The organism is Neorhizobium populisoli (genome assembly GCF_019430945.1).
Lineage (GTDB): Bacteria > Pseudomonadota > Alphaproteobacteria > Rhizobiales > Rhizobiaceae > Neorhizobium > Neorhizobium populisoli.
This window is the reverse complement of record NZ_JAHYCB010000014.1, coordinates 39,437-53,161: the sequence shown is the minus strand read 5'-3', so window position 1 is coordinate 53,161 and position 13,725 is coordinate 39,437. Positions and strand designations below refer to the sequence as shown.

The following is a 13,725-nucleotide window of genomic DNA, read 5'->3' as shown; positions in this document are numbered from 1 at the left end:
GCCGACCGGCCAGTCCTCGCATCACGCGGGAGACGGCTGCTGTCGCAGTCAGTTGAGACATATTTTTCGGCTTTGAGAATGGGAGATTGATCGTGGCATCCGCAAATCAACGCCTGGGCGATATTCTTGTAAGGCTTCCCAAGTATAAATCTCAGTGGGAACTCAACGTCGTCAGCCCCTATGTGCGGGCCTATGACGCCGCTGTCAGAAATTATGATAACGAGATGAAGGCTCAGGGTGAGCGCGACCGCGCCACCGCCGAGATGTTCGTGCTCGCAGCATCGGTTCTCAGCGGCAGCATCATGATGGCTGCTTTCGCCTCCACGTCGGTACGGGTCGTGGCAGGCCGCGCGATCGTGCGGGTGATCTGCAACAACAATCTCAACCGCACCTTCAATCTGGTCGCTGCCGCAAACAGCAACAAGGCGTTCATGTTCGCGCTGGGCGCCGTGCTCGACGAGGCCAAGAAGGTCGCCGGCAAGCAGGTGACGAAGCTGGCGGAATCCGCCACGAGCAGCGCGACGCTGGTCTCGGCGCCGACTTCGGTCAATTACGAGACAAGGCTGATGGACTTCGTCCGCGCCAGCCACATCTGCACGCATGAGTTCATCGAAGGCGTGAAGGATGATGCTTCGATCAGCGAAGCGGACAAGCTGAAGGTCGTGGACATGACGGCGCGGATTCCGTTCTGCAATCCGCCGTCCGGCAACAGTATCGACGAACCGAAACTCGCCGAAAAGATGGAACTGCTCTTCTATATGAGCGGCGTGCTGGATTCCGACCGTCTGGTGGTCTATTCGCCGGCCGCGAGCGGCGGAACCGTCGGGGGGATGGGCCGCGACAACGAATACAGCCGCAAGTCGATCTCGCAAATGCCGTCCGACACGGCGAATTATCCGAAAGCGGTCGCTCCGAAATTCACCGGCAAGCCGTTCGTTCCTTATGGAACGGGCCAGCGTATCGAATACGAGAATATCGGTTCCGGCATCCGCGACCGCATCAACAAGCTCAGCATCAACACCCGCAACGGGCCGTTCTATCCCAGCCAGAACTTTGCGGAAAAGTTCCTGTTCGATCCGACCGGGCATGCCCAGATGGTCAAGGCCGAGCAGATCATCAGCAAGCTCTACAACGATGCGCGCCCCCGGCAGCTCACCGACGTGCGGATGATCTGAGGTGCTTTCGATGAGGTTTCTCGGCTCTTCTTCGTTACCGGTCAGGGCAGGGGTTATCCGCGGCGGATTGGGAATTGCGGTCCTGGCGCTTGTCGTCGGCGGGTCCGCTTTTGCCTTCGCATCGGGTCCCAGCAAAGTCGACACGGCCATCCTCCAGATGGAGCAGGTCGATACGCGCCTTTCGGCGATGCCGTCCATGGTCGGGACCGTGGCAAAGGCTGCCACGGAACGGGGGAATACCGAGGCCTCCAAGGTGGCGCCGCTTCTCGAAGAAGCCGCCCGGGGTTCGTTCAAGGCGTCCGATTTGAGCAAGGAAATCCTCGATAACCTGGCTGAAGCCGATGACGGCAAGGTTGATCCGGGCGCCTTGTCGAAGGCGGCTGCCGCTTTCGTCGATGGTCGTGAAAAGATCGATGAGATGTATCGCAGCCAGGATCAGGCCAAGGCGAAGGAAATCGAGGCGCGGGTCGGCAGTGCCGAAGACGGCCCGCGCATCACGCAACTCGCCGACATGATGGCGTCACCCGATCTCGCCGTTGAAACGGCCCTGACCGCGCAGGTCATGTACGCTTCGCTCGAAGCGGCCTCGGGTGCCAATGCGGCCGAGCTGACGTCGGCGCCGAAGGACAAGCTGCAATCCGAACTGCAGGGTGTCGTGACATCGTTGCGCGGCAAGACCGAGAACGAGAAGCCGCTGCCGAAGGATGTCGCGCGCATGGACGAAAAGGCGCGGATCACGTTCGCGCTCGCAACCCTCTCCAGCCAGGATCTTTCGGTTCTGACGGATTTCTATCAAAGCGAGGAAGGTAAGGCCAAAAAGAAAGCGCTTGTCGAAAGTTACGGCAAGGCATCCGACCAGGCCAATACCAGGATGCTTGGTGAGTATTTCTCCGAACTGGCAACCTACCTCAAAGCTAATCCCCGGTCGCAACAGTGAAAAACTGATCGCTTCCAAGACGGGACTTGATGCATGGATAATTTATTACAAGGTGCCGCCGATTATATTCAGGCGAGCCGTGTTTTGCGGATTGTGTCGCCGCTCGGCGAAGACCAGCTCCTTGCGGAGCAGGTGACGATCGAGGAGGCCGTCTCCTCGCTGTTCACGATCAAGGTGTCGGCGCGTTCGAAGAAGCCGGTGGTCAAGCCCGAGGAGCTGATCGGCCGGCTGATGGATGTGTCCGTCGAGGTCGAACAGGAAGGCGGCGTGCGCCGTCCCTTCAACGGGCTGGTGACGGAACTCAACGAAGGTCCGCCGGTCACCCGCGGGCTGCGGTCCTATTCCATGGTGCTGAGGCCGCAGATGTGGCTTCTGTCGCGCCGGTCCGACTGCCGGATCTGGATGGACAAGACCTCGGTCGATATCGTCGAGACGCTGTTTTCCGAACACGGCATTCCCGCCCCCGACGTATCCGGCATCGTCACGCCACCACCGCCACAGCACTATTCGGTGCAGTGGAACGAGACCGACCTTGCCTATCTGACAAGGCGTTTCGAGGAGGACGGACTGTTCTACTGGTTCAGCCACGAGAACGGCAAACACAAGCTGCATGTGGGAGACAGCGCCAGCGGCTGGCTTGGTCCGTCTCCTTCGGCCAAGGGCGATGGGCGGGTGCGCCTGGCGCAGGGATCTTCCGACCACAATCATATCAACGACTGGTCGCGGCGTTATTCCTATGTGCCCGGCCAGCGGGCCGGTGCCGACTGGAATTTCGAGACGCCGCGCATGGTGCCGGGCACGATGACGCCGTCGCTGGTGCAGATGCCGGAAGCGATCAAGCGCGAGCTTTACGAATATCCGGCCCGCATTTCGTCCGTGGCCGAGGCGGAACGCGCCGAGAAGCTCAGGATGCAGGCGAGCGAGGCCGATCACGACCGGGTCAAGAGCGGCTCGACCTCGCGTGTGCTGGAAGTGGGGCGGCGGTTCACGCCTTACGAGGTAGCGCATCCGGAACATGCCTACGAGGAGCATGTGGTTACCAGGATGACCCAGACGGTGGTCGACCGCTCCTACGAGACCAATACGAGCGAGCCGGAATATACCAATACGTTCGAATGCATGCCGGCCCGGGTGCCGATGACGCCGCATCGGGAGACGAAGCGGCCGCGGATCGAGGGCACGCAGGTGGCGATCGTCGCAGGTCCTGCCGGCGAGGAGATCCATCCCGACCAATACGGCCGGATCAAGCTGTGGTATCCCTGGGACCGCAAGGCCAAAAAAGACGGTTCCGACACCTGCTGGGTGCGCGTGGCGCAGAACTGGGCGGGTTCGACCTGGGGCGGCCAGGTCATTCCGCGCATCGGCATGGAAGTGATGGTTGCCTTCATCGACGGCGATCCGGACCGGCCGCTGGTGACGGGTGTGGTGCCCAATCCTTCGAACGGCGTGCCCTACGACCTGCCGGCCAACAAGACCCGCATGGTGATGCGCTCCAACACCCATAAGGGCACCGGCTTCAACGAAATGTCCTTCGAGGATGAGAATGGTCGGGAGAACATGTTCTTCCATGCCCAGAAGGACCAGACAACGCGGGTCCTGAACGACCGCACGAAGCGGGTCGACCGTCATGAGGTCTCGGCGATCGGCGGCAACCGGGCCGTGGAAGTCTCGGGCAACCAGAAACACGAGATCGGTGGCTCGGTGAATACCGTCGTTGGTGGTACGGGGCTGATGGCACAAGTGCTAATGGGAGCCGTGCAGGGGCTCTCCGGGCAGACTTCGGGCCTCCTTTCGCAAGCGGCGCAGCTCGCCGGCGGCGGCGGGCCCGGCGTAGAGGCCTTTGCCGGGACACTTGCCTCTTCAGCGCTCGGCTTTTTCGGCATGGGTGGCCTTGGCAGCCGAGAAGGTGTCGTATCGGGTCCAAGCCCGCGTGCCGATGCAGGCACGGCGCTGGCCGGATCCGGGAGCGGCGTCGGCGATGCCGCGTCGAGCCTGTTTCCGCTTCCCGGGATCATGAACACCATTATCGGTTCGTTTCAATCGACCACCGTTGGCGTCGCGCAGGTCGAGCAGATCGGCACCAGCAAGGTCACCAATGTCGGGCAGATACAGATCGAGAATGTCGGCAAAGCGAAGAAGACGCTGGTCGGCACCGAGTATCAGGAGAAGACCGGTACATATCGACTGATCCAATCCGGCAAGGATATCGACATTCACGGCAGCCGCGTCGTCCAGGTGACATCGGCAAAATCCATACTCGTTTCGGAAGAGAAGATCATTCTGTCGACCCCCGGAGGGATGATCGAGTTGAACCAGGACGAAGTGATCATTTCCGGAAAGCGTGTTCGCATCATCACCAATTCGCTTGATATCGAAAGCGGTTTGAAAAGCGAAAGCTGCATGAAAACGTCCAGAGGGATCGTTTTTGGTGAGTAAGCTCGAAAGCCTTTTCCTGGAAAGCGCCGGTCTTCCCAGTGTCGCCCTTGTCGATGGGACGAGTATCACCAACCTGTACAGCAGGCTGGAGGCTCTGGACGTGCCTTTCGTCAGTTTGCTGAACGGATGGTCGGCGACAACCTATCTTCGTGTCGCACCTTTTCTGGTGCAGGTCGATGAGCCTTCCATGCGAATGGAGAAGCTGATCGACGACGCCATCTCCGTCGGCGGTCTGGTCTGGCTCGGCTCTTCTCAGCCGCTTGAGCGGATGAGGTCACGCCTTTTCAAATTCTACTACTGGCGGCATGGGAAAAACCACGTCTATGCCCGAATTGCTGACGCCATGTATTTTTCCACTCTCCTGAAGATTGCCACCGCCGAACAGATCAAAATGATCGGGGCGATCGCCGAGCGCGTTGTCATCCCGCTTAACGGAAAGCTCGATACCTACGCCTTTGACGGAGAAAGCGTTCAGTTCCAGCTGCAAAAAGTTAAAGAGGAGTCGTGATGGCAGCGGCAGCATCCAGCCAGTTTTGCCCAAATTGCCCTCCGGACGAAATCTGCGAAGAACTTCGCAAGATTGTCCGCCGCCTGGTTTTTCAGAAGAAAGCGGAGACGGGGACACGAGGGCTCGCCGAGCGCATCATGGACCAGTTGAACGGAACGCGCGCCGGCTGGGCGGGACATGATGAAGCGATCACCAACCTCAAGCGACAGATCGCGAAGGTCATGAAGGATTTCTCCGATAACAATTGCGGAGACAAGGCGCCGATCGGCAATGATGCGAAGCAGTGGATCAACCGGCCGAACCCGTCGATCAACGAATTGAAATACGAGGCACCGCCGGCTGAAGAGCCTGGCTGGTTCAGCATGGAACGAATGAGCCAGATTACCGGCCTGACAGGCGGCGCTCTTATCGCCTATGTCATCATATCCGAAGGTTCACGACTGTTTCCGCCGCGTAACCTTATTCCAGTTCCTTGAGGCATTTGATGATCAACAGACCACCCGAAAGCAGAGCCTGGCGCAATCTGATCGTCCTGCCGAGCATGGATGCCATCGATGCCGACGCGATGAGCGATCTCGGTATGCGATCTGCAAATTTCCAAGCCTTGCAGGCAGAGCTCAGAAAGACCGTAACGGCCAGCAATTTCGATCCCAATGCTTCGCTCACATTATGGCAGGCGGCACTGGAAGCCATCGAAGCCTCGCTGGGCCGTCAGGTCAGGAGTGACTTCGAGGCATGGGGAAAATCGTTTCCGTGCGACTCTGACGCCGTTTTGCCTGAGCTCGATGCATGGGAGCGGACCTGGCCGGATCTTGCGAATGTTGTTCGCGCTTCACAATCCGCGTCTCCATGGGGAGAAGATCTGGCAAACCTCTATCGCACAACGATGCGCAAGACCGATTTCGAGAGGAAGCTGGAAGAGCGCCTTTCCCGTCCGCTGAGCGAATGGGACAAAACGTGTTTCAGCCACTATGCGAATGAAGACCTGATGTCCGAAGCGGAATTCTTCACGACGCTGACACTGGGCGCAGACCGCCGGCAACTGTCGCATTACTGGCAAAAAGCCGCCGCCTCGCTTTCCGGCGAGCAGAAGGCCGTCATCTGGAAACATGGACAAGATGTCTGGGCGCAAATGCATGGCGCAATGACGGACGATGATTTGAAGACGATGCGGAAAGAGTTTTCGGACGAACAAAGCTTCCGTGAAGCATTGGCGGCTCTTGAGGCCTATAATCCGAAACCCGTTCAGCTGCCGCATCCAGACATGCTGCTATCCTATGCCTGAAGGCCGCCTCCATGTTGTCCAATGACCAACTCATCGCTCTCGAACAGCACTATTTCAAAGAGAGATATGTTCCGCGAATGATCGGATACCTTCGCGACGAAGGCGTTGAGGAGGCGGACAATCGGCTGGGGCTCCATCTGGCCAAGCTTCACGACGGTCTGGCGCGGATCCGAATCCACAGCCCGCGTAACACGTTCAGATTTTACCGTTTCGATTTCAGAAAACCCGAGATGAGCCAGGTCGATTCCCGCTATTTCTATCGCGTCATGTTCAATACATCGATAGATGAGACGGCGCGTTTCGATGTGCTGGAAAAGAATATCCTGGGAGAGAATAATTCGGATCGTTGGAAAGATCTTGAGTAAAGCATTCGCGTTGACCTCGAATATATCCTGGAGTGGAGAATAAGCATGGGCCAGCCTACCGCGACGATTGGCAAGATGCATGTCTGCCCTCAGGTAGATCCCGGTCCCACTCCTCATGTCGGCGGTCCGATCATGACGGGGCAAGCCTTCGTCCGGATCAACGGCGTGCCCGTTGCGGTCGTCGGGGACAGCGCGATCTGCACGGGCTGCGGTCAAATGGATCGTATTACAAAGGGCTCCTCAATCGCTCGCATCAATGGCCGCCCCATTGCGCGCCTGGGGGACGCCACAGCCCATGGCGGTAAGATCACCGAAGCTGTGCCTACAGTGCGGATGGATTGAAGGACCTTCTGCGCTGTCCATTCGTCGATGAGGTCAGATCTCAAAGTCAAAACGGTCCAACCGGATCAGCGCGAGCCGCATCAGGTGGCTAAGGGCGCATGGGATCTGATCCCGGAACCCAAAAACGCTGCGACTATCATCCCCTCGGCTTTGCAGCGAGCTTTGCCTTTAGCAGACCGGTTACCAGCTCCCGCCGCTTTGCGAGACGGGAGCTGGCTTTGACGGTTTCGATGGCGGCAACAGATCGAGACCGTCAAACTTTATCCGGCTGTATCGATCGCCAGGGCTGGCGACGAAATTCAACTCCGGAAGCGCCTTCGCCACAGGAGAAGGGCGAAAGCTGCCTCCGGAGAGTTGAGGGCGCGCTCGCAGGAGGGAAACCGGTGGGCCAACACCGGTCAAAGCGGGCGATATCCCTCGACTGCCTTGCCGGAGGTCTTCGGCAGAGCAGTCCTTCTCTTGATGCGGTCACCGCCTGCATCACGCGCGGTGGATCCTTCGTGAAAGGTAAGTGCTGACGGGGGAGGGATAGGACGGCCAGTGAGGGGCCGTTCCAATCCGCCGGAAACGCCGCTTCGCCCCCATTGCCCCCGGAGGTGCTCCCTTTGGACCCTTGACGAGCCCGCGAAGCTTGAAACGTCGTCCGGCCATGCCAATAACCGGAGCCTTTCGGCGAAGGTGTCTCGGCAATGTCCACCGTCAGCATCTCGCTGTGCCCAAGCGCCCCCCGCTTGACACGTCGATCGATATGTCGCCGCTGCCGACGATCGGCCGCGGTTACCAGTCCTGGTCTTTCCGAACCTATCTCGGAGTTTTCCCCGGTCTCGACTGCGCAGCGTCATTTCGCGCGCCTGTCCACCCGGAATTGCAATCCGTATCGGTTCTATCGACCCCGGCAGCTTTCGACCGTCGCCTGTTGCTGCCGGGTGAAAAACTATGTCAGGCGACCGTAGTCTGGCTTCTCATTGCGTGCACGGAGGTGCATTTTTTGTTTGCCTGCTCGCAATCAACTGGCGAGCCTCATCGTTCGCAGGTCGCCCGGCGCCATGCCATAGGCGTTGGCAAAGGCGCGATAGAAGGTGGCGATACTGTCGAACCCGCTCGCATAGGCGGCCTGCGTGACGGCAAGCGTCGGATTTGCCATCAGCCGGCGATAAGCACCTTCCGCTCGCATGGCGGTCAACGTCCGGCTGAAGCTCATTTCGGAATTTTTGAAAAGCATGTGCAAATAGCGGATGGAGACACCGAGTTCGGCGGCAACATTCGCCGGATTGAGGCTCGCCTCATGGTGTCGGCGCGCCATGATTTCTCGTGCTGCGTAATTCAGTCCCACACGGATGGCGGTCTTGATTTCCGGCATCGTCAAAGGCAGCCGGCCGCGTGCGGCCATTGAGAGCCTGGCGATGTGAAGCACGTCCACGTCTGGGTTCGCAAGGGTTTGCGACCTCATCGTGAGCGCATCGAAAAGCGCCTGGAATGCCCGACGGAAAAGCGGGCTTTCCGAGAGCGTAGTCGCGAACAGATCGTGTGCCGGCCGGCCGAGTACGAGTTCTTCGTTGAGCGGGATCTTCAGAAGCCGATAGCTGAAGTCGTTGTAGTGGTAGGGCGTGCCCCTGAATGGCAGATCCGAGTGGCTGATCGCAAAATCGCCTTCCCTCATCGATTGCGTCAGGTCCCGGCCCGTATCGAGAATGCCCGGCCCGCGGACCTGCAAGGAGATGCAAAGGCTGTTGCCGGCAAGCCTTGCAATATCGGCGGCCGTGCGGCTGACGCGATAGGACGAAGCCTGCATTTCCGAGGCGATTGCGCCGCCGACTGCGAAGGCCTTGAACGACCCGTGAAAGCGCTTGCGGCGCTCTGGATCAAGCTCGATGGTGACGCCAAACAGATGCTTGCCGCGGGCTTCCCGCCATTCGTCGAACCTGTCTGCTTCCCTGAGGTCGTCGGTGGAAAACTGGAGCATGGCCTTGGGTCAAATTTTTTGTGAGGCCACCTGAATATCATAAGCGTATTCAGCGGGATATGGATGGGAAGTGAGCATTTTTGACATTAGCGCCCTTGGAGCGCGATGCAGGCTGCGCCGCTAAACCATAAAGTTGTGTTCAACTTCCCATTCCATCCAGCCTTGCCTTTTCCTTCAGCCTCCAGGCACGGGGCGTTTTGCCCGTCTGTTTCAGGAAGAAGCGGGAGAAATAGGCCGGATCGGCAAAGCCCAGGCGGTGGCCGATCTCCTGCACGGAGGCGAGCGAAAAGACCAGTTCGCGCTTCGATTCCTCCATCAGTTTCGCAGCGATCAGATCATGTGCCGTGCAGCCCGCCATCGAACGGACGATGCGGTTGAGATGGGTGAGCGAGATGCCGAGTTCCCCCGCGTAGAAGGAAACCGGCTTGTGCGAGCGAAAATGCTGCTGGATCAGGCCGTTCAGCACGTCCATCCGCCGCTCGCCTTCCTCGGCGGGAAGCTGGTTGAGATTGTCGGCATGGGAGATACGGGCGGTGAGCCGCAAGGCCAGCGTGACATAGGAGGCCAGCAGCTCGTTGCGACCGCTGCCGCGCTGCTCGAATTCGTCGCCGATGCGTTTCACCGTCTCCCTGACATAGGCAGCGTCGGGGTTTTCAGGATCCAGAACGGTGAGATGGGGGGTCGCGAGCCATTCTCCGAAGCGCGTACGCTCCCCCGGCCGGTGGCTGAGATGGGAGCTGAGAATGGTGATGACGATACCTTCGATATCGCGCGAAAACCTGAAGCCGTGGTTGAGTCCCGGCGGCACGGTGACGATCGAAGGTGGTCGCATCGGATGCGTTTCGCTGTCGAAAGTCACATCGCCCGAGCCGGCGTCGATGTACAATATCTGAAAGAAAGACTCGTGCCGGTGCAGGCGGATTTCCCATTGATGCCGGCTGCTGCGCGACTTGATCGTCTCGCAATGTAGCCAGAAGTCAGGCTCCTTGCCGGTATTCTCGCCATAAAGCTGATAGGTCGGAACATGCCTGTTCATCTGTGGCCTCCCACTCCGATGGTCAGTTTGTGCAATTTTTGGGCTTGAATGTCCATTGCCGGGCATGCCGAAGCCAAGCACAATTTGTCATAAGCCAACAAGCATTCGGGAGGATAAGCTTGAGGACGCAGGTTGCCATTATCGGCTCCGGACCATCAGGTCTCTTGCTCGGCCAGCTTCTGACGGAAGCGGGCATTGACAACATCATTCTCGACCGTGTGAGCAAAGATTATATCCTCGGCCGCGTGCGTGCTGGCGTCCTCGAAGAGGGCACGGTGGCGCTGCTCGACCAGGCGAAATCCGGTGCCCGCATGCATGCCGAAGGCCTGCCGCATGACGGTTTTTCACTGGCTTTCGATGGCCGCGATCATCGTATCGATCTTCACGGCCTGACCGGCGGCAAGCGGGTGATCGTCTATGGCCAGACCGAAGTGACCCGCGACCTGATGGAAAGCCGCGAGAAGAGCGGTGCCGTGACGATCTATGACGCCGGCAACGTTCAGCCGCATGATTTTGATGGTCGCGCGCCTTATGTCACTTATGAGAAAAACGGCACGACCCATCGCATCGACTGCGACTTCATCGCCGGCTGCGACGGTTTTCATGGTGCGAGCCGCAAGGCGGTGCCAGAAAGCGCCATCAAGATTTTCGAGAAGATCTATCCGTTCGGCTGGCTCGGCGTTCTGGCCGAAGTGGCGCCGGTCAGCCATGAGCTGATCTATGCCAACCATCCGCGCGGTTTTGCGCTTTGCTCGATGCGCTCAGCGACCCGCAGCCGCTACTATATTCAATGTGCACTGGACGAGAAGATCGAGGACTGGAGCGACGACCGCTTCTGGGACGAGCTTCGCCATCGCCTGCCGGCGCATCATGCCGAGGCGCTGATCACCGCGCCGTCCTTCGAGAAGTCGATCGCGCCGCTGCGCTCTTTCGTGGCCGAGCCGATGCGGTTCGGCAGCATGTTTCTGGTCGGCGATGCGGCCCATATCGTGCCGCCAACCGGCGCCAAGGGGCTGAATCTGGCTGCCAGCGACGTGCATTACCTCTTCAACGGGCTGCGCGAGCATTATCAGGACCGTTCCGAAGCGGGGCTCGACGCCTATTCGGAAACGGCGCTCGCCCGTGTCTGGAAGGCCGTCCGCTTCTCCTGGTGGATGACAACGATGATGCATCGTTTCCCGGACACCGGTGATTTCGACCAGAAGATTCAGGAGGCGGAACTGGACTATCTGACCCATTCGCGTGCCGCCTCGACGGCGCTGGCGGAAAACTACGTGGGCCTGCCGTTCTGACGGTTTCGCCGTCGGCTTGACTTCACAGGCATGATCGCATCGAAGGATGCGGTATCAATTCGCATTACGACTTGAAACCGGTGCATCGACCACGGAGGCATGCACCCTTTTGAAGAGGGAGGACTAAACATGAAGAAAATCATTCTCTCCACACTCGCAGCACTGGCCCTGAGCAGCACGGCTTACGCCGATGTCATCAAGGTCGGCGTCGTCGGCCCGTTCTCGGGTCCGTTTGCGCTGCAGGGCAAGAATTTCAAGGCCGGCATCGATGCCTATATGGCGCTGAACGGCAACAAGGTCGGCAACGACACTGTCGAGATCATCTATCGCGACGTGCCTGCCGCCGATCCGGCCCAGTCCAAGGCGCTCGGCCAGGAACTGATCGTCAAGGAAAAGGTACAGTATCTCGCCGGCTTCTATTTCACGCCGGACGCGATGGCCGTCACGCCGATCCTGAAGCAGGGCAACGTGCCGATGGTGGTGATGAACGCCGCCACCTCGGCGATCATGAATACCAGCCCGTTCGTCGTGCGCACGTCCTTCACCACCTGGCAGACCTCGACGCCGATCGCCAAAGTAGCGTTCGATGCGGGCGTCAAGAAGGTGATCACCGTCGTCAGCGATTACGGTCCGGGCGTCGATGCCGAGAACGCCTTCAAGGCCGGTTTCACCAAGGCCGGCGGCGAAGTGGTGCAGGCGATCCGTATGCCGCTTTCCACCAATGACTTCAGCCCGATCATGCAGCGTATCAAGGATTCCGGCGCTCAGGGCGTGTTCGCCTTCCTGCCGTCCGGCCCGACCACGCTCGGCTTCGTTAAGGCCTATAACGACAACGGCCTGAAGGCATCGGGCGTGAAATTTTTCGCGCCGGGCGACCTGACGCAGGAATCCGACCTGCCGGCGCTGGGCGATGCCGCGCTCGGCATCCAGACGAGCTTCCACTATGCCGTTTCGCATGACTCGCCGGAAAACAAGAAGTTCACCGAAGCTGCGATCAAGGCGATCGGCAACAAGGCCGAACTCTCCTTCCCGGCCGTCGGCGCCTATGACGGCATGCATGTCATCTACAAGATGATCGAAGCGACCGGCGGTAAGCAGGATGCGCAGAAGGCGGTCGATGCAGTGAAGGGGCTTTCGTGGGTCAGCCCGCGGGGCCCGGTTTCCATCGATCCGGAAAGCCGCCACATCACGCAGAACATCTACCTGCGCGAAGTCGCCAAGGCTGCGGACGGGACTTACATCAACAAGGAAGTCCAGACGTTCGAGAAGCAGGGCGATCCGGGTCTGGCTGCTGCGAAGTAAGTTTGCCGTTCGGCTACAAAAGATGCCCCTCACCCTAACCCTCTCCCCGTTCTGACGGGGAGAGGGGACGTACCCTACTCAACAGTTGAGTAGGGGATGGCGGTGCGGCATGTTTCCTTCTCCCCGTCAAAACGGGGAGAAGGTGCCGGCAGGCGGATGAGGGGCTCCGAGGCGCAACATTGTTTTTGCGCGGCCACCAACCAAGGACTACACAAACCCTATGCAGACAGTCTTCAGCATAGCCATCGACGCGCTTGCCTATGGCATGGTGTTGTTCGTCATCTCGATCGGCCTATCCGTCACGATGGGCCTGATGCGGGTCGTCAACCTTGCCCATGGCGCGTTCGCGATGATCGGCGGCTATATCGCCTCCTATGTCGCGCGCGATCTCGGTATGGGATATGCGGTGGCCGTCATCGCGGCCGTGGTGATCACCATCATCATCGCCATTCCGATCGAACGGCTGCTCTACCGTCGCATCTACGGCCAGCCGGAGCTGACGCAGGTGCTGATGACGATCGGCATTACCTTCTGCATCATCGGCATCGCGAACTATGTGATGGGGCCTACGCTGAAGACCATTCCGCTGGCCGGCCCGCTGCAGGGCACGGCCGATCTCGGCTTCCGCACCATTTCCATCCATCGCCTGTTTGCCATCGTCTGCGGCCTCGTCGTGGCGCTCGGCCTGTGGTTCGCGATCGAGAAGACCAGTTTCGGCGTGAAGCTGCGCGCCTCGGTGGACAATGCTGCCATGGCGGCGGCGCTCGGGGTGCGCACCGAGATCGTTTATGCGGTGAGCTTCGCGGTCGCCGTCGGGTTGGCGGCTTTCGGCGGCGTCGTCGGCGCGGAGCTTCTGCCGGTCGAGCCCTATTATGCGCTGCGCTACATGGTGACCTTCCTGGTCGTCGTTTCGGTCGGCGGCGCGGGTTCCATTCCGGGCGCGCTGATCGCCTGTCTCGTGCTCGGCGCGGTCGATACGACCGGACGTTACCTGATGCCGGAATTCGGCGAATTCTTCTTCTATCTCGCAGTGATCGCGATCATCTGCGTCTTCCCGCGCGGTTTTGCCGGGCGAGCGAAGTGA

The 13,725-nt window shown here is 59.6% G+C and carries 13 protein-coding genes; 11 read left to right on the top strand and 2 right to left on the bottom strand.

The annotated features are described in order from the left end of the window. Positions 1 to 92: 92 nt before the first annotated feature. The 8 genes from KX729_RS28020 (at position 93) to KX729_RS27985 (ending at position 7,048) form a co-directional block, all read left to right on the top strand. Entirely contained in the window at positions 93 to 1,175 is a 1,083-nt protein-coding gene (locus KX729_RS28020; protein WP_219745779.1) for a hypothetical protein, read from the top strand. A 10-nt stretch (positions 1,176 to 1,185) separates the two neighbouring features. Beyond that, on the top strand, positions 1,186 to 2,112 hold the full coding sequence (locus KX729_RS28015) for a hypothetical protein (protein WP_219745778.1): 927 nt from the start codon (positions 1,186 to 1,188) through the stop codon (positions 2,110 to 2,112). Between the two features lie 33 nt (positions 2,113 to 2,145). Further along, positions 2,146 to 4,548, top strand: a complete 2,403-nt coding sequence (tssI, locus tag KX729_RS28010; protein WP_219745777.1) for a type VI secretion system tip protein TssI/VgrG — start codon at positions 2,146 to 2,148, stop codon at positions 4,546 to 4,548. Then, the gene (locus KX729_RS28005) at positions 4,541 to 5,056 is read left to right on the top strand and encodes a DUF4123 domain-containing protein (RefSeq protein WP_219745776.1); all 516 of its coding nucleotides are present in this window, start codon (positions 4,541 to 4,543) and stop codon (positions 5,054 to 5,056) included. Before tssI ends, KX729_RS28005 begins: the two co-directional genes overlap by 8 nt. Next, positions 5,056 to 5,532: a hypothetical protein gene (locus KX729_RS28000; protein ID WP_219745775.1), complete on the top strand. Its 477-nt coding sequence runs from the start codon at positions 5,056 to 5,058 to the stop codon at positions 5,530 to 5,532. Before KX729_RS28005 ends, KX729_RS28000 begins: the two co-directional genes overlap by 1 nt. A gap of 65 nt (positions 5,533 to 5,597) precedes the next feature. Next, positions 5,598 to 6,341, top strand: a complete 744-nt coding sequence (locus tag KX729_RS27995; RefSeq protein ID WP_219745774.1) for a hypothetical protein — start codon at positions 5,598 to 5,600, stop codon at positions 6,339 to 6,341. Between the two features lie 11 nt (positions 6,342 to 6,352). Continuing rightward, a complete protein-coding gene (locus KX729_RS27990) occupies positions 6,353 to 6,706 on the top strand; it encodes a hypothetical protein (protein WP_219745773.1) in 354 nt (117 codons plus the stop codon). A 45-nt stretch (positions 6,707 to 6,751) separates the two neighbouring features. Next, positions 6,752 to 7,048 carry a PAAR domain-containing contractile injection system baseplate protein gene (locus tag KX729_RS27985; protein WP_219745772.1) on the top strand — a complete coding sequence of 99 codons (297 nt, stop codon included), beginning with the start codon at positions 6,752 to 6,754 and terminating at the stop codon, positions 7,046 to 7,048. Between the two features lie 1,006 nt (positions 7,049 to 8,054). On the opposite strand, the gene KX729_RS27980 is transcribed toward KX729_RS27985, so the two are convergent. Both KX729_RS27980 and KX729_RS27975 read right to left on the bottom strand, forming a co-directional pair. Continuing rightward, on the bottom strand, positions 8,055 to 9,011 hold the full coding sequence (locus KX729_RS27980) for an AraC family transcriptional regulator (RefSeq protein WP_219745771.1): 957 nt from the start codon (positions 9,009 to 9,011) through the stop codon (positions 8,055 to 8,057). A gap of 139 nt (positions 9,012 to 9,150) precedes the next feature. Beyond that, positions 9,151 to 10,047 carry a helix-turn-helix domain-containing protein gene (locus KX729_RS27975; protein WP_219745770.1) on the bottom strand — a complete coding sequence of 299 codons (897 nt, stop codon included), beginning with the start codon at positions 10,045 to 10,047 and terminating at the stop codon, positions 9,151 to 9,153. A 119-nt stretch (positions 10,048 to 10,166) separates the two neighbouring features. Between KX729_RS27975 and pobA the strand changes: the two genes are divergently transcribed. The 3 genes from pobA to KX729_RS27960 all read left to right on the top strand — a co-directional run bounded on the left by pobA (position 10,167) and on the right by KX729_RS27960 (position 13,725). Further along, positions 10,167 to 11,339: a 4-hydroxybenzoate 3-monooxygenase gene (gene pobA, locus KX729_RS27970; protein WP_219745769.1), complete on the top strand. Its 1,173-nt coding sequence runs from the start codon at positions 10,167 to 10,169 to the stop codon at positions 11,337 to 11,339. Between the two features lie 129 nt (positions 11,340 to 11,468). Beyond that, positions 11,469 to 12,641: an ABC transporter substrate-binding protein gene (locus KX729_RS27965; RefSeq protein WP_219745768.1), complete on the top strand. Its 1,173-nt coding sequence runs from the start codon at positions 11,469 to 11,471 to the stop codon at positions 12,639 to 12,641. A gap of 220 nt (positions 12,642 to 12,861) precedes the next feature. Then, positions 12,862 to 13,725 (top strand): branched-chain amino acid ABC transporter permease, encoded by an 864-nt coding sequence (locus KX729_RS27960; RefSeq protein ID WP_219745767.1) that lies wholly within the window; start codon positions 12,862 to 12,864, stop codon positions 13,723 to 13,725.